The 22,149-nt window shown below is 64.7% G+C and carries 19 protein-coding genes; 11 read left to right on the top strand and 8 right to left on the bottom strand.

Features of this window, described 5'->3' with window-relative positions; genetic code table 11:
* Positions 1-57: 57 nt before the first annotated feature.
* Positions 58-345, bottom strand: a complete 288-nt coding sequence (locus HWE04_RS03840) for a hypothetical protein (RefSeq protein ID WP_006463868.1) — start codon at positions 343-345, stop codon at positions 58-60.
* Between the two features lie 219 nt (positions 346-564).
* Here HWE04_RS03840 and HWE04_RS03835 point away from each other — a divergent pair, with 219 nt between their 5' ends.
* A complete protein-coding gene (locus HWE04_RS03835; protein WP_241811564.1) occupies positions 565-1,737 on the top strand; it encodes a methyltransferase in 1,173 nt (390 codons plus the stop codon).
* A gap of 45 nt (positions 1,738-1,782) precedes the next feature.
* Complete coding sequence (locus tag HWE04_RS03830) at positions 1,783-2,226, top strand: hypothetical protein (RefSeq protein WP_241811563.1); 444 nt, start codon at positions 1,783-1,785, stop codon at positions 2,224-2,226.
* 7 nt (positions 2,227-2,233) lie between these two features.
* On the opposite strand, the gene HWE04_RS03825 is transcribed toward HWE04_RS03830, so the two are convergent.
* Together HWE04_RS03825 and HWE04_RS03820 are read right to left on the bottom strand one after the other, a co-directional pair.
* A complete protein-coding gene (locus tag HWE04_RS03825) occupies positions 2,234-3,631 on the bottom strand; it encodes a sensor histidine kinase (RefSeq protein WP_241811562.1) in 1,398 nt (465 codons plus the stop codon).
* Entirely contained in the window at positions 3,631-4,314 is a 684-nt protein-coding gene (locus tag HWE04_RS03820; protein WP_077238083.1) for a response regulator transcription factor, read from the bottom strand. Before HWE04_RS03820 ends, HWE04_RS03825 begins: the two co-directional genes overlap by 1 nt.
* A 181-nt stretch (positions 4,315-4,495) precedes the next feature.
* On the opposite strand from HWE04_RS03820, the gene HWE04_RS03815 reads away from it, so the two are divergent.
* The 3 genes from HWE04_RS03815 to HWE04_RS03805 all read left to right on the top strand — a co-directional run bounded on the left by HWE04_RS03815 (position 4,496) and on the right by HWE04_RS03805 (position 7,260).
* Positions 4,496-5,287, top strand: a complete 792-nt coding sequence (locus HWE04_RS03815) for an ABC transporter ATP-binding protein (protein WP_241811561.1) — start codon at positions 4,496-4,498, stop codon at positions 5,285-5,287.
* A gap of 22 nt (positions 5,288-5,309) precedes the next feature.
* The gene (locus HWE04_RS03810) at positions 5,310-6,179 is read left to right on the top strand and encodes an ABC transporter permease (RefSeq protein ID WP_006463862.1); all 870 of its coding nucleotides are present in this window, start codon (positions 5,310-5,312) and stop codon (positions 6,177-6,179) included.
* Positions 6,180-6,243: 64 nt separating this feature from the next.
* Entirely contained in the window at positions 6,244-7,260 is a 1,017-nt protein-coding gene (locus HWE04_RS03805; RefSeq protein ID WP_077238082.1) for an ABC transporter substrate-binding protein, read from the top strand.
* A gap of 81 nt (positions 7,261-7,341) precedes the next feature.
* On the opposite strand, the gene HWE04_RS03800 is transcribed toward HWE04_RS03805, so the two are convergent.
* The 3 genes from HWE04_RS03800 to HWE04_RS03790 all read right to left on the bottom strand — a co-directional run bounded on the left by HWE04_RS03800 (position 7,342) and on the right by HWE04_RS03790 (position 11,445).
* Positions 7,342-9,231, bottom strand: a complete 1,890-nt coding sequence (locus HWE04_RS03800; RefSeq protein ID WP_241811560.1) for a peptide transporter — start codon at positions 9,229-9,231, stop codon at positions 7,342-7,344.
* A gap of 44 nt (positions 9,232-9,275) precedes the next feature.
* Positions 9,276-10,382, bottom strand: a complete 1,107-nt coding sequence (locus HWE04_RS03795; protein ID WP_241811559.1) for a hypothetical protein — start codon at positions 10,380-10,382, stop codon at positions 9,276-9,278.
* 67 nt (positions 10,383-10,449) lie between these two features.
* On the bottom strand, positions 10,450-11,445 hold the full coding sequence (locus HWE04_RS03790; protein WP_241811558.1) for a helix-turn-helix domain-containing protein: 996 nt from the start codon (positions 11,443-11,445) through the stop codon (positions 10,450-10,452).
* A 218-nt stretch (positions 11,446-11,663) separates the two neighbouring features.
* Here HWE04_RS03790 and eat point away from each other — a divergent pair, with 218 nt between their 5' ends.
* From eat to eutC, 4 genes are all read left to right on the top strand, one after another.
* Positions 11,664-13,046: an ethanolamine permease gene (gene eat / locus HWE04_RS03785; RefSeq protein WP_077238078.1), complete on the top strand. Its 1,383-nt coding sequence runs from the start codon at positions 11,664-11,666 to the stop codon at positions 13,044-13,046.
* 50 nt (positions 13,047-13,096) lie between these two features.
* On the top strand, positions 13,097-14,419 hold the full coding sequence (locus HWE04_RS03780; RefSeq protein WP_241811557.1) for an HAD family hydrolase: 1,323 nt from the start codon (positions 13,097-13,099) through the stop codon (positions 14,417-14,419).
* A gap of 76 nt (positions 14,420-14,495) precedes the next feature.
* Positions 14,496-15,902 carry an ethanolamine ammonia-lyase subunit EutB gene (locus HWE04_RS03775; RefSeq protein WP_241811556.1) on the top strand — a complete coding sequence of 469 codons (1,407 nt, stop codon included), beginning with the start codon at positions 14,496-14,498 and terminating at the stop codon, positions 15,900-15,902.
* Positions 15,899-16,768 carry an ethanolamine ammonia-lyase subunit EutC gene (gene eutC, locus HWE04_RS03770; RefSeq protein WP_241811555.1) on the top strand — a complete coding sequence of 290 codons (870 nt, stop codon included), beginning with the start codon at positions 15,899-15,901 and terminating at the stop codon, positions 16,766-16,768. Before HWE04_RS03775 ends, eutC begins: the two co-directional genes overlap by 4 nt.
* Positions 16,769-17,184: 416 nt before the next feature.
* Here eutC and HWE04_RS03765 read toward each other — a convergent pair whose 3' ends face one another.
* Positions 17,185-19,413: an NADP-dependent isocitrate dehydrogenase gene (locus HWE04_RS03765; protein ID WP_241811554.1), complete on the bottom strand. Its 2,229-nt coding sequence runs from the start codon at positions 19,411-19,413 to the stop codon at positions 17,185-17,187.
* Positions 19,414-19,750: 337 nt separating this feature from the next.
* Here HWE04_RS03765 and HWE04_RS03760 point away from each other — a divergent pair, with 337 nt between their 5' ends.
* Together HWE04_RS03760 and HWE04_RS03755 are read left to right on the top strand one after the other, a co-directional pair.
* The gene (locus tag HWE04_RS03760) at positions 19,751-20,053 is read left to right on the top strand and encodes a type II toxin-antitoxin system MqsR family toxin (RefSeq protein WP_241811553.1); all 303 of its coding nucleotides are present in this window, start codon (positions 19,751-19,753) and stop codon (positions 20,051-20,053) included.
* Position 20,054: 1 nt separating this feature from the next.
* Positions 20,055-20,456, top strand: coding sequence for a type II toxin-antitoxin system MqsA family antitoxin (locus HWE04_RS03755; protein ID WP_241811552.1), 402 nt, complete (start codon positions 20,055-20,057; stop codon positions 20,454-20,456).
* A gap of 73 nt (positions 20,457-20,529) precedes the next feature.
* Here HWE04_RS03755 and tcuC read toward each other — a convergent pair whose 3' ends face one another.
* Complete coding sequence (gene tcuC, locus HWE04_RS03750; protein WP_006463849.1) at positions 20,530-21,816, bottom strand: MFS transporter; 1,287 nt, start codon at positions 21,814-21,816, stop codon at positions 20,530-20,532.
* Positions 21,817-22,149: the final 333 nt, after the last annotated feature.

The raw sequence follows: 22,149 nt of genomic DNA, 5'->3' as shown, positions 1-22,149 counted from the left end.
CGACTGGCGGTTTTTTTACCGGCGGCGGCCGGTGGCGCAGAGCTCAGAGCTCAGAGCTCAGAGCAGTCCGATGATGCGGCCCATCTCGGTGATGTAGGGGCTGTCCTTGAGGACCTGGTTTTCCAGGCTGTCGGCGGCGCGACGCAGGGATTGCCAGGTGTCGCCGACCTGGCCGGCATGGGGTTGCGGGGCGCTCAGATGTTGCCGCAGGCGGGCGATGTCTTCGCGCAGCTGGTCGGCTTCGGTGCTGCCGGCGGGCAGTTTCTGCAGCTCCGCCTCGAACTGGCCGACCATGTCCAGCAGGCGCTGGTGATCGAAACCCGGGGTTTGCATTTGCTCGCTCATGGATTCTCCTTCGGTGATTGACCGGCTCCATCATAGGCGCATTGCAGCGCGGCCGGCGAAAAAAGCCGCCGGGGTTTGCCCGACGTCAAGTTGTCTTGTTTGGTTGTCGGTGGCGGAGGGAAGTTCCGGTTCCGGCGAGGCCACGGCGTCATGCTTTGCTACACTGGCGGCTGTTTTTGCGCGCGGCGCGTCCGGCGCCGCCATTGCCTATCCTGATTCATGACTTCACAAGACGATTTCCCGCCGCAGCTCACCTGGCAGTCCGGCGCTCTCCAACATCAGCTGCGCTGGCACTCCGAGGCCGGTAATCCGCCGCCCCGGCGGGTCCAGGAGGCGGACGACCAGATCGCTGCCGATACCGCCTACAAGCTGGCCTGCGAAGGGACCGGCCTGCTTTGGCGCGGCGACTTCCAGAATGCACGGCAACTGCTGCAGGCGTTGGGCCGGCGCGTGGACAAGGCACGCGAGCGCGCACTGGCCAAGAGCCGCAGCAAGCCAGCCAGCGACGAGGGCCCGGCCCAGGCCTTCCACCAGCATCGGCAGATGCAGGCGCAACGCGCGCGTATCCTCGGCATGCTGCTCATTCCCGTGGAGCCCGGCTTCGTGGTGCCGCTGCGGCGTGCACCGGAGGTGCAGGCGGCCTGCAGCGAGGCCTACGATGCGGCGCTGGCCAGCGAGTCCTTCGCCGTCTCGCTGCGCGAACTGCAGGGTCTGATCGGTGCCCATGAATGGCGCAAGAAGGGTGTCGAGATTGGCGCACTGGGTGGGCGCATCCATCCCTATTACGGCGTATTTTCGCCGGTGCGGGGTGAGTATGTGGACCTGGTGGCGCAGGCGCCACTGCCATCCACCGAACTGGCCTTCGACATTGGCGTGGGTAGCGGTGTGCTCTCGGCGGTGCTGGCAAAGCGGGGCGTGCGCAGGATCGTCGCTACCGACATGGATCCGCGCGCCCTGGCCTGTGCCGATGAGAACCTGCGTGGCCTGGGCCTGCGCCAGCAGGTGGAGCTACAGCAGACCGACCTGTTCCCGGCCGGACGGGCACCACTGGTGATGTGCAATCCACCGTGGCTGCCGGCGCGACCCAGCTCGGCCATCGAACATGCCGTCTATGACCCCGACAGCCGCATGCTGCTGGGTTTCCTCAATGGACTGGCGGCGCACCTGACTGCCCAGGGCGAGGGCTGGCTGATCCTCTCCGATTTCGCCGAGCATCTCGGCCTGCGCGCACCGGGCATGCTGGCGGAAGCCATAGCGCAGGCGGGCCTGGAGGTGATCGCACGGCACGACATCAAGCCGCGCCACGGCAAGGCCGTCGACCGTGACGACCCGCTGTTCGCCGCCCGCAGCAAGGAAACCACCACCCTGTGGCGCCTGCGCGCCCGGGCCTAGTCCATCCTGGTCCATTGCAATGGCCACCCTGGGAGAGCCCTGATCATGACAATTCCACGCATCCTGGCCTGCCTCTTGTGCGCAGCGGCCCTGCCTGCCCTGGCGCAGGTCACCACGCGCGACCTGGGTGGTCACTATGGCCCACACCAGCAGGCGGTGCCGATCCCGGTGCCGGTTCCCGTTCCCGTGCCGGATACCTTGAACGGCAATGGCGCGCTGGCCGAGCCCATCACCACCTCCGGCAACAGCTGCACCTGCCAGGTGGCGCCTACCAGCGGTGGCGCCTGCATGATCTTCCTGCGCACCAATGCAGCCGACTGGATCGCCAGTCATGCCGCCCAGACACCGCTGCGTTCCTCCGCCAGCGGCCGTTACTACGATGCGCCGTTCGCGCTGGCCGCCAGTGCCTGCGCCGGGCGCAAGGTGGCGCCGGCGGGCGTGAAGGTGCACTGGCTGGACCGCCGCAACGCCATCATCGAATGGAAATAGCCAGGCCCTAGGCGGGCGCTTGCCAGGCGGGGAACTGCAGCAGGACCGCAAAATGGCCGTCCGGCAGATAGGCGAACTGCATCTCGCCGCCGTGCGCGCGCATCACTTCCTCGACGATGGACAAGCCCAGGCTGGCGCCCATGCGATCCCCCGCACGCGGCGCGAAGGGCTTGCGCAGGCGCTCCCAATCGCCGGCCGGGATGCCCGGTCCGTCGTCGATGAAGCGCAACTGATGGTGTTGACCATCGCTATCCATCCGCACATGCAGCAGGCCCGGCGCGCCGTATTGCAGGGCATTGTCTAGGATGTTCTTGACGGCCTCGCCCAACGCGATGGCGTCACCCAGGATCAGGCAGGGCAGGGGCGGCACATCCAGCGCCAGGTCGTGCGGTGTGCGCGCCCGGTTGGAGAGCACCTCGGTCATCTGTGAGCGCACCAGCGCGGCCAGGTCGATGGGCTCCTGCAGGCGGCTGTCGTTGCGATGCTGCACCATGGCATGATTGATCAGCTGGTTCACCAGCGCGCCCAGGCTGCGCGTGCGTTCACGCAGCAGGCCCAGGTGGCGCTGGCGTTTTTCTTCGTTGCTCTCGCTGGCCAGCAGTTCCATCTGCGCCACCAGTGCCGTCACGGGCGTGCGCAACTGGTGCGCGGCGTCGCCGATCACGCGGCGCATGGTGGCGCGGTGTACCGCCAGCCGCTGCATGAAGGCATTGATGGCCGAAACCAGCGCATGGGTTTCGGCCGGCACCGTCAGGGCCAGGGGCGAGAGGTCATTCAGGTCGCGTTCGCGGATGGCCGCCTCGATGCGCTTCAACGGCGCCAGTGCCTGGTACAGCGTGAACATGGCGGCCACCAGCGTCAGTACACTCATCACCACGATCACCACCAGCGCCTTGCTGCCCAGGCTGTGGGCGAAGGACATGCGGGCATTATTGGTCTGCGCCAGCACGATGACGGCCCAGGGATGCGGGCTGTCGACCGGCATGCGGCGGCCGATGATCGCCATGCGCACCGGCGTGCCCAGGTATTGGCCATCGCGCAGTAGTGGACCCTGTTCCAGTTCGTTCCAGGGAATCTCGGGGCGGAATTCGGCATCGCCGGCAATCACCCGGCCACGCGGATCGAAGACGGCATAAATGGCGTGGTCGCCGGTACCCAGCATCGACAGCGCAGCGAGCGGCACATCGACATTGACCTCGCCATGGTCGTACCAGGTGTTTTCGGCGATCTGCAGGGCGCTGCCGGTGAGGATGCGGTCATAGGCTTCCTTCGCGGCCAGCTGGGTGGAAATCCAGATCGCGATCAACAGCACCGCGGCGCTGGCCAGCAGCACCGCGCCCACGCGCACCACCAGCCGGGTATAGAGCGAGCGCCCGGCCACCACGTCCTGAGTGCGGCCCTGCATCAGGGCAGGGCCTCGGCCGGGGCCTGCAGCACCAGCTGGTAGCCCAGGCCGCGCAGGGTACGGATCTCGAAGGCGGCGCCGGCCAGCTTCTTGCGCAGACGCGCCACGTATTGCTCCACCGTGTTGGCGTTGGGAGTGTCATCGACGGTGAAGAGCCGATCCATCAATTCATCCTTGTTGAAGATGCGACCCGGACGGGCGGCGATGATTTCCAGCAGGGTCACCTCGCGCCGCGTCAGGTCGATGGGCTGGCCGTCCAGCGTGGCGCTGCGGCTCTTGCGGTCGATGCACAGGTTGGCGCAGTGCAGCAGGTTGGTGGATTCGCCGCCGCTACGGCGCAGCAGGACGCGGATGCGGGCCTCCAGTTCGCGGAAATCGAAGGGCTTGACCAGGTAGTCATCCGCGCCCAGGTCCAGGGCGCGCACCCGTTCCTCGATCTCGCCGCAGGCGGTCAGCATCAGCACCGGGGTGTGCTGGCCACGCGTGCGCAATTGTTCCAGCAGGGCGAAGCCGTCCAGTTGCGGCAGCATCACGTCCAGGATCAGGAGGTCGAAGGCCTCGCCCAGGCGGCGGCTGGCGGCCAGGCCCTGGCTCTCCCATTCCACGGTATGGCCGATGCGGGTGAGGTGGGAGACGATGGCCTCGGCCACGTCGGCGGTGTCTTCGACCAGCAGGATGCGCATGGGGATCTCCAGTGTGATGGCGTTGCCGCAGCTGTGGGCGCTGCTTGGGCGTGTTGCAGGGCGCCATTGTATGCCCGAACGCATAGGGAAAAACAGCCGTCAGCTTTTAGTCAGATTCGTTACAGCTTCGCGGCCTAGCATCCGTTCCAACATAAATTCTATAAATCATTTGGAGACTTGCATGAGCGACAATGCCCATGGCGCATCTGCCATCGATCCATCGCGTCCGCTGCTGGAGATCGACCGCGTCACCCTGCAATACAAGACCACCGATTCGCTGGTGACGGCCACCCAGAGCGTGAGCTTCAACGTCCATCCGGGCGATCGCTACATCCTGCTGGGTCCCTCCGGTTGCGGCAAGTCCACCCTGTTGAAGGCTATCGGCGGCTACCTGCAACCGACCTCCGGCGCGATCCGCCTCAAGGGGCGCGAGGTGCATGAGCCGGGGCCGGACCGCATGATGGTGTTCCAGGAATTCGACCAGCTGCTCCCCTGGAAGACGGTGCGCCAGAACGTCGAATTCGCGTTGCACGCCAGTGATCGCCTGCAGGGCCGCGCCGCCGCCGAGCGCGCCGAGTACTACATCAGCAAGGTGGGCCTGGCCAAGTTCATCGACAGCTATCCGCACATGCTCTCCGGGGGCATGAAGCAACGCGTCTCGATCGCCCGTGGCATGGCCATGGAGCCGGACGTGCTGCTGATGGACGAACCCTTCGCCGCACTGGACGCGCTGACCCGCCGCAAGATGCAGGACGAGCTGCTGCGCCTGTGGGACGACACCCAGTTCACGGTGCTCTTCGTGACCCACTCCATCGAGGAAGCCATCCGCGTCGGTACCCGCATCCTCCTGCTGACCCCGCACCCGGGCCAGGTCCGCGCCGAACTCAACAGCATCGACCCCAGCCAGCTCGGAACCGCCGCCCAGGCCGAGCTGGAAACCCGCATCAACGACATGCTGTTCGCGCATCACTGAGCCGCGCCAGGAGACAACAATCATGCAAACCAATCTGCCCTACGTCCGCCCCGAGATCGTGGTGGAACCCAACCCCAATGCCACCGCCGAGGTGCAGCGCCCGCTGTCGGCCTTCGAATCGCTGTATCGCATGGGCTGGCTGCGCAAGACCGTGATCCTGCTGGTACTGGCGGTGATCTGGGAAGTCTATGGCCGCTGGCTGGACAATGCGCTGCTGTTCCCCAGCTTCAGCGAGACGGTGCAGGCCTTCCTCGCCGGCATCGGCAGCGGCGTGCTGCTGGAGCGTGCCGCGGTATCCATGCAGACCCTGCTGGTGGGCTACGGCCTGGGCATCCTGCTGGCCGGTCTGTTGACCACGGTGGCCATCAGCTCGCGCATCGGCAACGACCTGCTGGAAACCCTGACCTCCATGTTCAACCCGCTGCCGGCCATCGCGCTCTTGCCGCTGGCGCTGATCTGGTTCGGCCTGGGCACCGGCAGCATCATCTTCGTGCTGGTGCACTCGGTGCTGTGGGCGGTGGCCCTCAATACCCACGGCGGCTTCCGCGCGGTGTCCAACACCCTGCGCATGGTGGGCCAGAACTATGGCCTGCGCCGCTTCTCGCTGGTGAAGTCCATCCTGATCCCGGCTGCCTTCCCCAGCATCCTCACGGGCCTGAAAGTGGGCTGGGCCTTTGCCTGGCGCACGCTGATCGCAGCCGAGCTGGTGTTCGGGGTTTCTTCCGGCGCCGGCGGCCTGGGCTGGTACATCTTCGAAAACCGCAACCAGCTGGAAACCGCCAACGTCTTCTCGGGCCTGTTCTTCGTGATCATCATCGGCCTGGTGGTCGAGAACCTGATCTTCGCCCAGATCGAGAAGCGCACCATCCGCCGCTGGGGCATGCAGCACTGAGACCGAGCGCAACACGACTGACCACGACAAGACCGATAAACTGAGAACCCACAGGAGACAACACATGAAACGTCGTACCTTTAGCAGCATGATGATCGCCGCCACCCTGGCGCTGTCCACCGCCGCCGGTGCCGCCCGCGCCGAAGCGCCGGAAGTGCGCATTTCCCACGGCTACGGCCTGCTGTACCTGCCGTTGATGGTGATCCGCGACCAGGGCCTGCTGGAAAAGCATGCCAAGGCCATGGGCCTGGGCGATGTGAAGACCAAGTGGGTGCTGCTGGACGGCGGCAATGTCATCAACGACGCCATGCTGGCCGGTAACCTGGACATCGCCGGCACCGGCGCCCCCGGCTTCGTGACCCTGTGGTCCAAGGCCCACGGCATCCCGCGTTCGGAAGTGGTGGGCCTGGGCGCACTGTCGACCTCGCCGCTCTGGTTGAACACCAACAACCCCAACGTCAAGTCGCTCAAGGACTTCACGCCCAAGGACAAGATCGCCATCCCTGGCATCAAGACCTCGCTGTCGGCGGTGCTGTTGCAGATGGCCGCGGCCAAGACCTTCGGTGCCGAGAACTACGCCAAGCTGGACCCGCTGACGGTGAGCCTGTCACACCCGGAGGCGATGGCCTCGCTGGTTTCCGGCAAGACCGAGATCACCGCTCACTTCACCTCGCCGCCGTTCTCCTACCAGGAAGCCAAGGCGCCCGGTATCACCCGCGTGCTGAACTCCACCGACGTGTTGGGCCACATCACCATCGACGTGGTCTTCGCCCTGAAGTCCTTCACCGACAAGAACCCCAAGCTGACACAAGCCTTCATGGCGGCGCAGGAAGAAGCGAACGCCTATATCGTCAAGAATCGCAAGGGCGCGGCTGAAACCTTCCTGCGCGTCTCCAAGCTCAAGCTGCCGCAGGAAGAAGTGGAACAGATGCTGGCCGACCCCGGTACCGAGTTCTCGACCACGCCGGTGGACATCATGCAATACGTGCTCTTCATGAGCAAAGCCGGCACCATCAAGACCAAGCCGGCAGTATGGAACGAGATGTTCGTGCCCGCCTTCAAGGACCGCAAGGGGAGTTGAGGGGAGTGCAGGGAAGTTGCGTGGCGCTGTCTTGCCATGACATGACACAGCCGGGGGCGGTAGACGCTGCCCCCGGCTGTGTCATTTTTCTTGCGCGTTGATCCCGTCGCAACGCTGTGCCACCAGCTCCGCCAGTGCATCTCCCAGCGATTCCGGCCGTCCTTCGAACAGGCGTTGCAAGGCCTGCGGATCGGCCAGATGCGCATACAGCGCCTGGCGCGCCGGGTAATCGGTCGCCATGCGCACCGCCGCCAGGATGTAGTCGTCCAGAGTGGCGGCAATGGTCCAGTCGGGCAGGCCGACCCGGCGGAACAGGCCCTCGTCGATGTGCTCGAAGACTTCCGGCCCGGTCTTGCAGACCCCCGGCAGGCCGACCGTGAAGGCGTCGATGATGCCGTTGGTATTGCCGAAGGGCAGGGGCGACAGGAACATGTCGCACTGGTTGAAGATGGACAGGTATTGCTGGTAAGGCTGGTGCGGGTAGACCTGGGCATCCGGCACGTAGCGCAGCACCAGACGCTGCAGTTGCGGATACAGCAGCCCCTGCGCCTGACCGACCAGGAAGTGCAGATGCACCTGTTTGCCAGCACCGCCACCGGGCGGCCGGGCCGCCAGTTCCACGATCTTCTGGCAGGCCATCAGGAAGCGCGGATTGAGCTTCATCGTGGTGGCGGCGATGGCGATGTTGACGTGGGGCAGGTCGCGTCGCTCCAGCCGCGGTACCGCAAAGGGAATGGCCGAGGGCCGATAGGGCTGGCCGTCGGCCGGCAGGCGCAGCAGCTTTTCGCTGAAGCAGGCCGGGTCGCCGACGAAGTCGTCTTCCACGCTGATGTAGTCGATGCGCGGCGAATGCGTGGTGGCCGGGTGGCCCAGCGCCGCCACCTGCAGCGGCGCCACGCGCAGGTTGGCGGCAAACATGGTGATCGGGAACATGCCCACGCTGGGCATGTAGAACACCTGTGGCTGGCGGGCGCGGGCCTGCGCGGCGATCTGGCGCATGCAGCCCATCAGGTCCGAGGGTTGCTCCAGGATGACGAATTCATCGAAGACTGCCCGCCCCAGCTCGTCGGTATTGGCCTCGTAGCCCATGGCCACGACGTTGAAGTGGCGTCGTGCCGCCTCCAGCGTCTTGGAGTGGGTGCGATAGATGGAGTGGCCACCGGAAAACCATTCCAGCAGCACCAGCATGACCGGCTTGCCATCGACCCGGCCAGCGCCATCGTGGTCCAGGTCGGCCAGACCCTCGGCGCGCAGCTTCTTGACGATCAACTGGTTGATGGCGCCCTTGATGCGATGGCGCTGCGGCAGGTCGGCATAGCTGCAGTGCATGTAGACGTCATGCAGCACCGCCACCGGCAGCCCGTCCAGCGAGTCCAGCTGCTGCAGCCGGTCCGGCAGCCAGCCCAGCAAGGCCTCGCGCTTGGAGTGCGCTGCCGGCGTGCCGAGAAAGCGCGGCGACATCAAGGCCAGGAACAGGGCGGCCGCCAGCAGCTTGTTCTGCGCCCACAGCATTTCCACGTCCAGCGGCAGCTCCGATTCGGGCGAGTAGAGGATGCAGAATTTCACCAGGTCCAGCGGCTTGATTTCGAACACCTCGGCCTGCGGACCGCCCAGCTTGAGCGAGGCCAGGATGTGGTCGGCATTGATGAAATGGCTGGCGCCGAACAGCGCCGCCAACCAGCGCTGGAAATTGATCAACTGGCCGAAGCCGTCCGGGCTGATGTGAAAGGCGGGGTCCGAAAACAGTGCCGAGATGGCGCTGGTGACGCGGGTCAGCATGTGCTGCTCCAGCTCGGTGGCGGTGACGGCGGCCGATACCTGCAGCGAAAACTTGTCGGCCAGTTGCCCATACTGGCGGTCGATCAGCAGCAGCAGGCGCACCAGTTCGCGGGCGGCTGGCTCATGCTGCCGCGAGTAGCACAGGTACTCGAATTTTTCCAGGGAGAAAATCTCGTCGGGGCTGGCCGTCATGGCGGGATCTCTTGATCAAATGGAGGCAGCCGGCATTGTGCCGTCTATGGCAGACGACTGCCAGCGCTTTCACGTCGTGCCGCGCCAGACAGTGTGGGGAAGATCCACTGCACCGCCTCCGGCGCCCCGAACAGCCGCGCCGCACCATGGGCGGCGCCGGGGATCTGCCGTTGCGGATGATCGACCGGAATCTGCCAGCGCTGCGACAGGTCGTGTTCGCTGCCCACGTAGGCCAGTTGTCGCGCCACCCGGGTCTGGCCTTGCATCGCCGCGCCGCAGGCATGGTCGAGGTAGCGATGCTGCGGATCAGTGTCGCGAGCACCCACCATGTAGCGCACGTCCCGGGCGGCATAGCGGGCAAACAGCTGGCGTCCGTCCAGCTGCGGTGGCGGCAGGTAGGCGGGCGCATGCTGCAGCCCGTAGCGGTAGTCGTCGTAGCGCGGACAGGCCTGCATCTGCCTAGTCGGGATGGCAAAGCCGTCGCCGAGCGGGCGCTCCGGGCTCAGGTAGAGGTAGGAGGAGGGGCTGGAGATGACATAGCGCACATGGATGCCCGCCTGTTGCAGCTCTTCCGTGACCGCATTCAACACCGCGTAGCGCTGCAGCAGCTGCGCTCCGGCCGAATGGCCGATCAGCACGATCTCGCGCAGGTCCGGAAAGCGCCGCGGGTCACCCAGCCATCGCAGCAGGTCGTCCAGCACCTGGAAACTGGTGATCCCCGTCACGCCCCGCGCCGACGGTTCGCCCTGCATCCAGGCGCCGCCGCCCCATACCGGCATGCCCGGCAGCACGCCACGGTCCTTGTGGGCCATGAAGTTGGGGGCCAGCAGCAAGTTGTCGGACGCTGCCAGACCAGCCATCGTCAGCAGGTGCTGACCGATGGCGAAGTAATCGTCGGCGTTGCGCTTGACGCCGTGCAGGATCACCACGGCCTGCCGCACGTGACTTGGCAACCGGCCCAGATCGGCATTGGCATACAGGCCGAAGGTGTAGGGCGGGCGAGCGGGGCCTTCCAGCAGCAAAGGCTGGCGCATCGCGTCGCCGCTGGCAGTGGATGCAGCGGAGGCAGAGGCACAGTGGCCCAGGAGGGAGGTCAGCAGCAACGCCAGGGCGAAGGCGAGGGACATCAGGGAAGAGGGTGGTCGGGCCATGGTCTCAAAGGGGGCGAGCCTGTGCGTGCGTCGGCCTGCCACTATAGCCGGCAAATGCCCGGCCCGCTCAGTGCGACGTACGGGCCTGCAGCATGGCCGAGGGCGACTGGCCGAACAGTTTCTTGTAGTCGCACGAGAACTGGCTGAAATTGCTGAAACCCCAGGCCGCCGCAATGTCGCCGATGGGCTGTCGGCCATCGCCCTGGGCCAGCGCGCGGCGCACGCCGTTCAGGCGCAGCAGGCGCAGGTAGCTCATCGGGCTCACGCCCAGCACATCCTCGAAACAGTATTGCAGCGTACGCCGGCTCACATGCAATGCCTCGCACAGCATGGGCACGGTGACCGGGCTTTCCTGATGGGCCAGGGCCAGATCGCGGGCATCGTTGACGATGCGACGGCGGCGCAGCAGGCTGGCGCCGGCCTCGGCTTCGATATCCCCTTCGTCCAGCAGTGCCAGCAGCGAGACCAGTACCGCTTCCTGGCGCAGTTGCAGGGCGGCATGGGCTGCCTGGCCGCTGGCCTGGCCGGCCAGCGCGAGCAGGGCGCCGATCTGGTGGCGGCAATCGTCCAGGCCGCCGGCGTCCACCTTCAGCATTTCGGCCTGACCCAGCCGGCGCCAGTCGGGCTGGCAGCCGAGCCGGGCGGCGCTGGCCTGCATGGCGTCGCGCTGGACCACGACACCGAAGATGTCATGTTGATCCGGCGTGACCAGTTCGAATTCGCAGGCGCCGGGTCGGGTCATCACCACGTCCTGTGGCACCAGGCGGCCATTGATGCGCATGCCCATGGTGCGCACCTCGATGCCGAACCAGTAGGCATCCGGCCACACCTGGCAGGACTGGCGCACGGCACGGCTGCCGGCCTCGCGGAAGATCTGCAGCCCCTCGCTCTGCCACTCCTGCAGCACACCCTCGAAGCTGCCGCAGGCAAGCTGGTCGTAGCGCTGCTCCCAGTCGGTGAGGTTATGGGCATGTTCGTCCACGTCACGCGCAACGGCGGTGCGCAATGCCCGCCGGCTGTGCGTTGCCACTGTGTCAGGCTGGGACAGTGCAAGAGAGGACATGGGACGACTCCATAGATGAGTGGCATCGATAGCCGCCCGCAGGCGACGCAGTTTTGCCGAATTTCGATAACGCCGCCGATTTCGCCGTTGCTATATTGCGTCGCTAGGGCAGCGTCTTGACCAAAATCAAGCAAGCCGCATGCCCGCAAAGATGGCTCTTTTGCCACCCTGACGGCCGCCACAGTGCGGCCCACCTCTCGCGCCAACAGGAGAATTCGATGAATGCAAGCTCTTCAGGGCAGGGGCATACGCTCAAGCCCGTCCTGTCCACCCTGCAGCTCTGGGCCATTGCGGTCGGGCTGGTGATCTCCGGTGAGTATTTCGGCTGGAGCTACGGCTGGGCCAGCGCCGGCACGCTGGGCTTTACGGTGACGGCGCTGTTCATCGCGGCCATGTACGCCACCTTCATCTTCAGCTTTACCGAACTGACCACCTCCATCCCCCATGCGGGCGGCCCGTTCGCCTACAGCAAGCGCGCCTTCGGGCCGGTGGGCGGTTACCTGGCCGGGGCGGCCACGCTGATCGAGTTCGTCTTCGCGCCGCCGGCCATTGCGCTGGCCATCGGGGCCTATCTGAACGTGCAGTTTCCTGCGCTCGACCCCAAGCTGGCCGCGCTGGGCGCCTATCTGGTCTTCATGACGCTCAATATCGTGGGCGTGCAGATCGCCGCCACCTTCGAGCTGTGCGTGACGCTGCTGGCGATCTTCGAACTGCTGGTCTTCATGGGCGTGGTGGCGCCGGGCTTCTCGATGGCCAACTTCACCAAGGGCGGCTGGTCGGGCAGCGATGGCTTCAGCCTGGCGGCGGTGCCGGGCATGTTTGCGGCGATCCCGTTCGCGATCTGGTTCTTCCTGGCCATCGAGGGCGTGGCCATGGCCGCCGAGGAAGCCAAGGACCCGCGTCGCTCCATCCCCATCGCCTACATCACCGGCATCCTGACGCTGGTGGTGCTGGCCATCGGCGTGATGCTCTTCGCCGGTGGCGTGGGTGACTGGACCAAGCTGGCCAACATCAACGACCCGTTGCCGCAGGCCATGAAGCTGATCGTGGGCGAGAACAGCAACTGGCTGCACATGCTGGTGTGGCTGGGCCTGTTCGGTCTGGTGGCGTCCTTCCACGGCATCATCCTGGGTTATTCGCGGCAGATCTTCGCCCTGGCCCGGGAGGGTTACCTGCCGGCCTATTTCGCCCGTGTCCATCCCCGTTTCAAGACCCCGCACCGGGCCATCCTGGCCGGCGGCGTGGTGGGCATTGCCGCCATCTACAGCGATGAACTCATCAAGATCGGCGGCCAGACCCTCACCGCCAACATCGTCACCATGTCGGTGTTCGGCGCGATCCTGATGTACATCCTGTCGATGCTCTCGCTGTTCCGCCTGCGCCGCGACGAGGCCGGCCTGGAGCGCCCGTTCCGGGCACCCCTGTACCCGTACTTCCCGGCCTTCGCGCTGTTCGGCGCGCTGGTGTGCATGGCCACCATGATCTATTACAACCCGCTGATCTTCGGCATCTTCGTCGGCCTGCTGGCCCTGGGCTATGCCTGGTTCCTGGCAACGGCGCGACACCGGGCGGAGGGTGCGGCGGCGATGGCGAAATCCTGAGCGGCATGATTTTCCAAACGATATAAAACTTTTATTTCCCCAAGGCCATCATGAACAACAAGCACACATCGACGACCGACTCCCACCCGCCCGCGCTGCAGCGCCGTGGCTTCCTGGGCGGCCTGCTGGCCGCTGCTGCCGGCGGCACGCTGGCGACCCTGGCCAGCCCGGCCCATGCAGCCAGCCGCACCGAGGTGGCGCTGGACCGCGCCAAGTGGGCCATGCGCAATCACGACATGGTGGCGCAGATGATCGCCGAACACGGCAAGCTGGCGCCGGGCTACCAGCCCAACAAGCGCCCCTACGCGGTCTTCGACTGGGACAACACCAGCATCATGAACGACTGCGAGGAAGCGCTGCTGATGTACCAGATCAATACGCTGTCCTTCAAGCTGAGCCCGGCCGAGTTCGCCGCCATCACGCGCCAGAACGTGCCACCGGGTCCGTTCAGCAAGGACTTCAAGAATGCCGCCGGCCAGATCGTCGACCTCGACTCCATCTGCGCCGACCTGGACGCCGACTATGCCTTCCTGCATGCCAACTACAAGGGCATGGCCGGCAGCAAGTCGCTGGAGGAAGTGACGGCTACCACCGAGTTCCAGGACTTCCGCGCCAAGCTGTATTACCTCTACGAGGCGGTCAACGACACCCATGGCGTGAACGTCGGCTATCCGTGGGTGATCTATTTCTTCGCCAACATGAGCGTGGCCGAGGTGAGCGCCCTGGCCGAGGCCTCCAATGATGCCGCACTGGGCGCTGCGCTGACCAAGGTCAAGTACACCAGCCCGGCCGACCGTCCGGGCAAGGCGGGCGTGGTGAGCGTGTCGCACTTCCACGGCATCCGCCTGTGCACCGAAATCGCCACCCTGATGGACAGCCTGCGTCGCAACGGCATCGACGTCTATGTCTGTACCGCCTCGCTGGAAGATGTGGTGGCGGTGTTCGCGACCCATCCCAAGTACGGTTACCACGTCACCCGTGACAACGTCATCGGCCTGCGTCTGGAGCGCAACGGCCAGGCCTTCCGCAATGCCTACCTCAAGGACTGGCCGCTGACCTGGGGGCCGGGCAAGACGGTCGCCATCAAGCAGGTGCTGGTGGCGCAGAAGGGCTACGGCCCGCTGTTCGTGGCAGGCGACAGCGATGGCGATTACGATATGCTGCGGGACTTCCCGGAGACCCGTTTCGGGCTCATCGTCAACCGCATGAAGAACGGCAAGATCGGCGAGCTGTCCAAGCTGGCGGCCGACCAGATCAGCACCGACAAACCGCGCTTCCTGTTGCAGGGCCGGCAGGAATCGACCGGCAACTGGGTGCCGGCCGAAACCAGCATCAAATACGGCAAGACCGCACCGCAACTGCTCACCAGCTGAGCGGCAGGGTGCCAGACCGGGCCGGTGCCGCCACCCACGGCAGCACCGGCTCCGGCGAACAAGGAGGAGCAGCATCATGGCCGAACACCGTTTCCGGCACAGCGCAGGTAGCGCCAGCTACGTGTTTCGCGATCTCAAGGACCTGATGGCCAAGGCCAGCCCGGCGCGCTCGGGCGACCTGCTGGCCGGGGTGGCGGCGGGCAGCGCCGAAGAGCGGGCGATTGCGCAGATGGCGCTGGCCGATCTGCCCCTGAAGCTCTTCCTGGAAGAGCCGCTCATCCCCTATGAAGAGGACGAGATCACCCGTCTCATCCTCGACAGTCACGACCGCGCCGCCTTCGCGCCCATCGCCCATCTCACCGTGGGCGACCTGCGCAACTGGCTGCTGGCCGACGACACAGACAGCACCGTGCTGGCAGCGGTGGCGCCCGGCATCACCCCGGAGATGGCCGCGGCCGTCAGCAAGATCATGCGCAACCAGGACCTGATCCTGGTGGCCAAGAAGTGCCGCGTGGTGACGGCCTTTCGCAATACCATCGGCCTGCCGGGCCGGCTCTCGACCCGCCTGCAGCCCAATCACCCGACAGACGACGCCAGCGGCATCGCTGCCAGCATGCTCGATGGCCTGATGTACGGTAACGGCGACGCCGTCATCGGCATCAACCCCGCCACCGATAACGTGCCGCAGGTGGTCAAGCTGGTTGGCATGATGGCCGACGTCATTGCGCGCTATGACATCCCCACCCAATCCTGCGTGCTGACCCACGTCACCAACACGATTGCCGCCATCGAGCGCGGTGCGCCGGTGGACCTGGTATTCCAGTCGATTGCCGGCACCGAGGCCGCCAATCGCAGCTTCGGCATCGACCTCTCCCTGCTGGGCGAGGCGCGTGAGGCCGCCCTGTCGCTCAAGCGCGGTACCGTGGGCGACAACGTCATGTATTTCGAGACCGGGCAGGGCAGTGCGCTCTCCGCCAATGCCCATCACGGCATCGACCAGCAGACCTGCGAGGCCCGTGCCTATGCGGTGGCGCGGGCGTTCAAGCCGCTGCTGGTGAATACCGTGGTCGGCTTCATCGGTCCCGAATATCTCTACGACGGCAAGCAGATCATCCGCGCCGGTCTGGAAGACCACTTCTGCGCCAAGCTGCTGGGCCTGCCCATGGGCTGCGACGTCTGCTACACCAACCACGCCGAGGCCGACCAGAACGACATGGACGTGCTACTGACCCTGCTGGGCGTGGCCGGCTGTACCTTCGTGATGGGCATCCCCGGCTCGGACGACATCATGCTGAACTACCAGACCACATCCTTCCACGATGCCCTGTATGCGCGCCGGGTGCTGGGTTCGCGCCCCGCGCCCGAGTTCGAGGCCTGGCTGCACCGGATGCAGATCTTCAACCAGGGCAGCGACGCCGCCGCCTTCCGCCTGCATGCCGACATGGCACCGGGTTTTCGCGATACCTTGCTGCGGCTGCAATGACCATGGACGACCAGCCCATTTCCCCTTCAGGTGCAGAAAACCTCAGCGCCGGTGCGGAATCGGTCACGGCCAATCCGTGGGAAGCGCTACGCCGTTTCACCGCTGCACGCATCGCCCTGGGGCGCAGCGGTGTCAGTCTGCCGACCGCGCCGCAACTGGCCTTCCAGCTGGCGCATGCGCAGGCGCGGGATGCCGTGCATCTGCCGCTGGATGTGGCAGCCTTGACGGCACAGTTGCAGCAGCAGGGCATCTGCGCTGCCGAAGACGTACTGCAGGTCCAGAGCGCAGCAACGGACCGCCTGGTCTATCTGCAGCGCCCTGACTTCGGACGCAAGCTCTCGGAGGCATCGTGCCAGCAGTTGCTGGCGCGTTTCGGCGGCCAGGCGCCACGTAGCTATGACGTCGGCTTCGTCATCGCCGATGGGCTCTCGGCCCGCGCCATCGTGCGCAATGCCGCGCCTTTTCTGGGCGAGGTGATGCAACGCATCGCACCGGAAGGCTGGACCATGGCGCCGCCGGTGATCGTGCAACAGGGCCGGGTGGCGGTGGCTGACGAGATCGGGGAATTGCTGGGCGTGAAGCTGGTGGTGATTCTGATCGGCGAGCGCCCGGGCCTGAGCTCACCCGACAGCATGGGTCTGTACCTGACCTGGATGCCGGCACGCGGATTGACCGATGCCAGCCGCAACTGCATTTCCAACGTACGTCCGGAAGGCTTGCCGTATCCGGAAGCGGCCTACAAGCTGCACTACCTGATGGCCCAGGCGCACCAGCGCAGCCTGTCGGGCGTGGCCTTGAAGGATGAGACGGCTGGTGAGGGCGCGGAGCTGGATGTGCGGCGCAATTTCCTGCTCGATGGCGCCTGAAATCGGGCCGGAACATGATCATGGGAGGATGCCCTGAGAACCGTTCGGACTGAGTAGCGGCCTTGCCGCGTATCGAAGACTCACCGGCATGCGCGCCTTCGATACGCCGCACTGACGTGCGGCTACTCAGTCCGAACGGTAGACGGTTGGTTTGTCGCTATTCAAGATGGCCGTTCGGACTGAGTAGCGGCTCTGCCGCGTATCGAAGACTCACCGGCATGCGCGCCTTCGATACGCCGCACTGATGTGCGGCTACTCAGTCCGAACGGTAGTTGGTTCACCAGCAGCTTTCCCGCATGCCCCTGCCATGCAGGCTCAGCCCGCAAAAAGCAAAAAGGCCGCGAACTTGCATTCGCGGCCTTTCCGTTTTCACTGCGGGAGGGTGCTCCAGCTACCCTCCGGCAGATGAAGGCGCCTTACAGCGATTCCAGCGCCTTGTTCAGCGTGGCGCTCGGACGCATCACGGCGAAGGTCTTTTCGCGGTCCGGCAGGTAGTAGCCGCCGATGTCCACTTCCTTGCCCTGCACCGCATTGAGCTCTTCCACGATCTTCTGCTCGTTGTCGGTCAGTGCCTTGGCCAGCGGTGCGAACTGCTTGGCCAGATCGGCGTCGTCCTTCTGCGCGGCCAGTTCCTGGGCCCAGTACAGGGCCAGGTAGAAGTGGCTGCCGCGGTTGTCCAGTTCACCGGTCTTGGGCGAAGGCGACTTGTTGTTGTCCAGCAGCTTGCCGGTGGCGGCGTCCAGAGTCTTGGCCAGCACCTTGGCGCGGTTGTTGCCGGTCTTGATGCCCACGTCTTCGATGGACACGGCCAGGGCCAGGAATTCACCCAGCGAATCCCAGCGCAGGTGGTTTTCACCGACCAGCTGTTGCACGTGCTTCGGCGCCGAGCCGCCAGCGCCGGTTTCGAACATGCCGCCGCCGGCCATCAGCGGAACGATCGACAGCATCTTGGCCGAGGTACCCAGTTCCATGATCGGGAACAGGTCGGTCAGGTAATCGCGCAGGATGTTGCCGGTCACCGAGATGGTGTCCAGGCCGCGGATGACGCGCTCCAGGGTGTAACGCATGGCGCGCACTTGCGACATGATCTGGATGTCGGCACCGGTCAGGTCGTGATCCTTCAGGTAGGTGTTGACCTTCTTGATCAGTTCGGCTTCGTGCGGACGGTACGGGTCCAGCCAGAACACGGCCGGCATGCCGGACAGGCGGGCGCGGGTCACGGCCAGCTTGACCCAGTCGCGGACCGCTGCGTCCTTGACCTGGCACATGCGCCAGATGTCGCCTTCTTCCACGTTCTGCTCCAGCAGGACCTGGCCATCCAGGGTCACGATGCGGGCCACACCGGCTTGCGCGATTTCGAAGGTCTTGTCGTGCGAACCGTATTCCTCGGCCTTCTGGGCCATCAGGCCGACGTTGGGCACGGTACCCATGGTGGTCGGGTCGAAGGCGCCGTTGGTCTTGCAGAAGTTGATGATTTCCTGATAGATGCGGGCGAAGGTCGATTCCGGCAGCAGGGCCTTGGTGTCTTCGGTCTTGCCGGCGGCGTTCCACATCTTGCCACCCGCGCGGATCATGGCCGGCATGGAGGCATCGACGATCACGTCGTTGGGGGCGTGCAGGTTGGTGATGCCCTTGGCGGAGTCCACCATGGCCAGGCGCGGACGCTTGGCTTCGTCGGCCTTCAGGTCGGCCAGCACTTCAGCCTTTTTGGCTTCGGGCAGGGTGTTGATCTTTTCATAGACACCCGACATGCCGTTGTTCGGGTTCACGCCGATCTCGGCGAACAGGGCGGCGTGCTTGGCGAAAGTGTCCTTGTAGTAGGTACGCACGGCGTGGCCGAAGACGATGGGGTGCGAGACCTTCATCATGGTGGCCTTGACGTGCACCGACAGCAGCAGGTCGGTATCGAAGGCATCCTGCATCTGTTCTTCGTAGTAGGCGCACAGGGCCTTCTTGCTCATGAACATGCTGTCGATGATTTCACCGGCCTGCAGCGAGACCTTGGACTTCAGGACGATGGTTTCACCGGACTTGGTGACCAGGTCCATCTTGACGTCGACGGCCTTGTCCAGGGTCAGGCTCTTTTCACCGGCGTAGAAGTCGCCGCCATGCATGTGCGCCACGTGGGTGCGCGAGGCCATGGACCACTTCGCCATCGAGTGCGGGTGCTTGCGGGCGTAGTTCTTGACGGCGTTGGGTGCGCGGCGATCGGAGTTGCCTTCGCGCAGGACCGGGTTCACGGCGCTGCCGGTGACCTTGGCGTAGCGCTTTTGCAGGGCCTTCTCTTCGTCGGTGGAGGGGTTTTCCGGATAGTCGGGCAGCTTGTAGCCGCGTGCCTGCAGTTCGCGGATGGCCGCTTGCAGTTGCAGGATGGAGGCGCTGATGTTGGGCAGCTTGATGATGTTGGCGTCCGGGCTCTGGGTCAGTGCGCCCAGTGCGGCCAGGTTGTCGGGGACTTTCTGCTCATCGGTGAGGTACTCCGGGAATTCAGCCAGGATACGCGCAGCCACCGAAATATCGCTTTCGACGACGTCGATGCCAGCCGGAGCGGTGAACTTCTTGACGATGGGCAAGAGCGAGTGGGTCGCCAGATAGGGTGCCTCGTCGGTCAGCGTATAGATGATGGTCGGGTTGCCAGTAGTCACGATGATGTCCTTGCGTTGGTGTGTTGATGTGCTTTGGTGCGATCCTCGCAGCGCCGGATGGACCGTCCTTGCTCTGTCGGCCTGGACTGGTGCCATCTCCTTGTCGGCTTGCTGCGCGGAAATTCGTCTCCCGGGGCGGCGTTCCCGGCGTACTGCTGCCAGAGGGCCGCGGCAAAAAACAGCGGTAGTTTACTCCTAAGCGGGCGGAAATGCTTCAACTCTTATATAAGACTTGAAGAAATTTTTGTATTTCCTTCGATTCAAGGGGCAGCGGTTTGTCGGGCAGTGATGATCGATTAACCTTTTTGGTTTAATCACCTATTGGGTTAGAATCCGCATGGAAAAGCGCACTGCACACTGCAAGCTTGCCGTGGTCCATGCCCTGGTCCAGGCCGGGCAGGTCCAGGCCACGGCCGCTGCCTTCCAGGGCGCCCGTGCCATCGGGATCGAGGACCTTGATGGCATCTGCGCCGTGGTGCTGCGGCTGACGCCTGACGACTTCCATAAAAGCATGACAACGCACATGGACCATCGTATCTGGCAGGACGTCTATCACGCCCGGCTCGCTGCGGGCGTATGGGCCTACGTCAAGTTGACGGTGGTCGATGAGGTGCTTGTCGTTTCCTTCAAGGAGCTATGAAATGAAATGTCCCTCCTGTGGTGGCGCTGAACTGGTGCGCGACACCCGCAACCTGACCTACGTCTACAAGGGTGAAAGCACGGTCATTGAAGCGGTGACGGGGAATTTCTGTCCGGCTTGTGGCGAGATACTGCTCAATCGCGAGCAGGGGGATCGCTACAGCGCCCTGATCGGGCAGTTCCAGCGCCGCATCAATGCAGCCTACGTCGATCCGGACTACATCGCCCGCGTGCGCCGCAAGCTCGACCTCGACCAGCGTCAGGCTGCTGAACTCTTCGGGGGCGGTGTCAATGCCTTTTCCCGCTACGAAAACGGCAAGACCAAGCCGCCGCTGGCACTCGTCAAACTGTTCCGGCTGCTGGACCGCCACCCGGACTTGCTGGAAGAGATTCGCACGGCCTGAGCGTTGCGCGCATAAAAAAGGGCCGCTTAGCTTCAGCGGCCCATCATTCCAATAGCTATTGCAAAAACGCTTGTCAGGCTGCAGCCACCTGCTGTGCCGTCTTGTTGCGGTAGAGGATCAGGGTGGCGATCAGGCCGCACACCGCGGCTGCGCTCATCCAGATGCCAGGCGCCGCCTTGTCGCCGGTGGCCTGGATCAGGCCGGTGGCGATGGCCGGGGTGAAGCCGCCGAACACTGCCGTGGCCAGGCTGTAGGCCAGCGAGAAACCTGCGGTACGCACGTCGGCCGGCATCACTTCGGTCAGTGCCACCACCATCGCGCCGTTGTAGCTGGCGTAGAGGAAGGACAGCCACAGTTCCACGATCAGCATCTTGCCGAAGGTGGCGTCATGCACCAGCCAGTTCACGGCCGGGTAGGCGGTCAGGATGGTCAGTACCGTGAAGGCCACCAGGATGGGGCGACGGCCGATGCGGTCCGACAGCGCGCCCATGATGGGCAGCCAGATGAAGTTGGACACGCCCACGCACAAAGTGACGATCAGGCTGGCTTCGGTGGACAGTTTCAGGACGTTCTTGCCGAAGGTCGGGGTGTAGACCGTGATCAGGTAGAACGACACGGTCGTCATCGACACCAGCATCATGCCGGCGATGACCAGCTTCCAGTTCTCGATCATGGAGCGGAAGATCTGGCCGGTGCTCGGACGATGCTTGCGGCGCATGAATTCTTCGGTTTCCTGCAGCGAGCGGCGGATCACGAACAGCACCGGCACGATCAGGCAGCCGATGAAGAAGGGAATACGCCAGCCCCAGTCACCGACCTGGGCCGGGGTGAGGGTGGTCGAGAGTGCGTAGCCGATGGCGGCCGCCACGATGATGGCCACCTGCTGGCTGCCGGACTGCCAGCTCACGTAAAAGCCCTTGCGGCCGGGCGTGGCCATTTCAGCCAGGTAGACCGACACACCGCCCAGTTCCACGCCGGCCGAGAAGCCTTGCAGCAGGCGGCCGATCAGCACCAGCACGGGCGCCAGCGCGCCGATGGTGGCGTAGGAGGGGACAAAGGCGATCAGCATGGTGCCCAGCGCCATCAGGGCCAGGGTCACGATCAGGCCCTGGCGGCGACCGACGCGGTCCACGTAGGCGCCCAGGATGATGGCACCCAGCGGACGCATCAGGAAGCCGGCGCCAAAGGTCATGAAGGTCAGCATCAGGGACGCGAACTCGTTGTCGCCCGGGAAGAAGGCCTTGGAGATGTGCGTCGCGTAGAAACCGAACAGGAAGAAATCGAACATTTCCATGAAGTTGCCGCTGGTAACCCGCAGCACCGTGGAAAACTTCGACGGCGAAGAAGTGGATGTCGTCATGATATGTGCCTCGTTATCTGTTGGGCGGACCGTGTTGCTTCCGGTCTTGCGCCTGTCTCGTCCCGCCATGCGGCAGGTTGTGTCAGGATCTTTTTTGTGGGGACAGCTATTGCGCCGCCGATTCTATGCCCGAATTCCCGACCATGGACCACCCCGACCCGGGATGGAAGCAAATATCGGTTTTTTCGATAGCTGGATGAAAGCTTGGGGAGCCAATCCGGCCAAAAGAAGGGCTTTCCGGCGTTGTTTTGCGTAGTTCTGCACTGCGTCAAGGCAAGCTGGCCGTAAATATGGTGCAATGCCGCATCACGTTTGTGCGGCTCTGCGGCCCAC

It is taken from the genome of Herbaspirillum sp. C7C2 (assembly GCF_022627865.1).
GTDB classification, from domain to species: domain Bacteria; phylum Pseudomonadota; class Gammaproteobacteria; order Burkholderiales; family Burkholderiaceae_D; genus Herbaspirillum; species Herbaspirillum frisingense.
This window is presented reverse-complemented; position numbering and strand designations above follow the sequence as displayed.

Bases quoted from the DNA above. Each gene is read 5' to 3' on its own strand.
- HWE04_RS03840 (WP_006463868.1), bottom strand. From the start codon at position 345: ATGAGCGAGCAAATGCAAACCCCGGGTTTCGATCACCAGCGCCTGCTG.
- HWE04_RS03835 (WP_241811564.1), top strand. From the start codon at position 565: ATGACTTCACAAGACGATTTCCCGCCGCAGCTCACCTGGCAGTCCGGC.
- HWE04_RS03830 (WP_241811563.1), top strand. From the start codon at position 1,783: ATGACAATTCCACGCATCCTGGCCTGCCTCTTGTGCGCAGCGGCCCTG.
- HWE04_RS03825 (WP_241811562.1), bottom strand. From the start codon at position 3,631: ATGCAGGGCCGCACTCAGGACGTGGTGGCCGGGCGCTCGCTCTATACC.
- HWE04_RS03820 (WP_077238083.1), bottom strand. From the start codon at position 4,314: ATGCGCATCCTGCTGGTCGAAGACACCGCCGACGTGGCCGAGGCCATC.
- HWE04_RS03815 (WP_241811561.1), top strand. From the start codon at position 4,496: ATGAGCGACAATGCCCATGGCGCATCTGCCATCGATCCATCGCGTCCG.
- HWE04_RS03810 (WP_006463862.1), top strand. From the start codon at position 5,310: ATGCAAACCAATCTGCCCTACGTCCGCCCCGAGATCGTGGTGGAACCC.
- HWE04_RS03805 (WP_077238082.1), top strand. From the start codon at position 6,244: ATGAAACGTCGTACCTTTAGCAGCATGATGATCGCCGCCACCCTGGCG.
- HWE04_RS03800 (WP_241811560.1), bottom strand. From the start codon at position 9,231: ATGACGGCCAGCCCCGACGAGATTTTCTCCCTGGAAAAATTCGAGTAC.
- HWE04_RS03795 (WP_241811559.1), bottom strand. From the start codon at position 10,382: ATGGCCCGACCACCCTCTTCCCTGATGTCCCTCGCCTTCGCCCTGGCG.
- HWE04_RS03790 (WP_241811558.1), bottom strand. From the start codon at position 11,445: ATGTCCTCTCTTGCACTGTCCCAGCCTGACACAGTGGCAACGCACAGC.
- eat (WP_077238078.1), top strand. From the start codon at position 11,664: ATGAATGCAAGCTCTTCAGGGCAGGGGCATACGCTCAAGCCCGTCCTG.
- HWE04_RS03780 (WP_241811557.1), top strand. From the start codon at position 13,097: ATGAACAACAAGCACACATCGACGACCGACTCCCACCCGCCCGCGCTG.
- HWE04_RS03775 (WP_241811556.1), top strand. From the start codon at position 14,496: ATGGCCGAACACCGTTTCCGGCACAGCGCAGGTAGCGCCAGCTACGTG.
- eutC (WP_241811555.1), top strand. From the start codon at position 15,899: ATGACCATGGACGACCAGCCCATTTCCCCTTCAGGTGCAGAAAACCTC.
- HWE04_RS03760 (WP_241811553.1), top strand. From the start codon at position 19,751: ATGGAAAAGCGCACTGCACACTGCAAGCTTGCCGTGGTCCATGCCCTG.
- HWE04_RS03755 (WP_241811552.1), top strand. From the start codon at position 20,055: ATGAAATGTCCCTCCTGTGGTGGCGCTGAACTGGTGCGCGACACCCGC.
- tcuC (WP_006463849.1), bottom strand. From the start codon at position 21,816: ATGACGACATCCACTTCTTCGCCGTCGAAGTTTTCCACGGTGCTGCGG.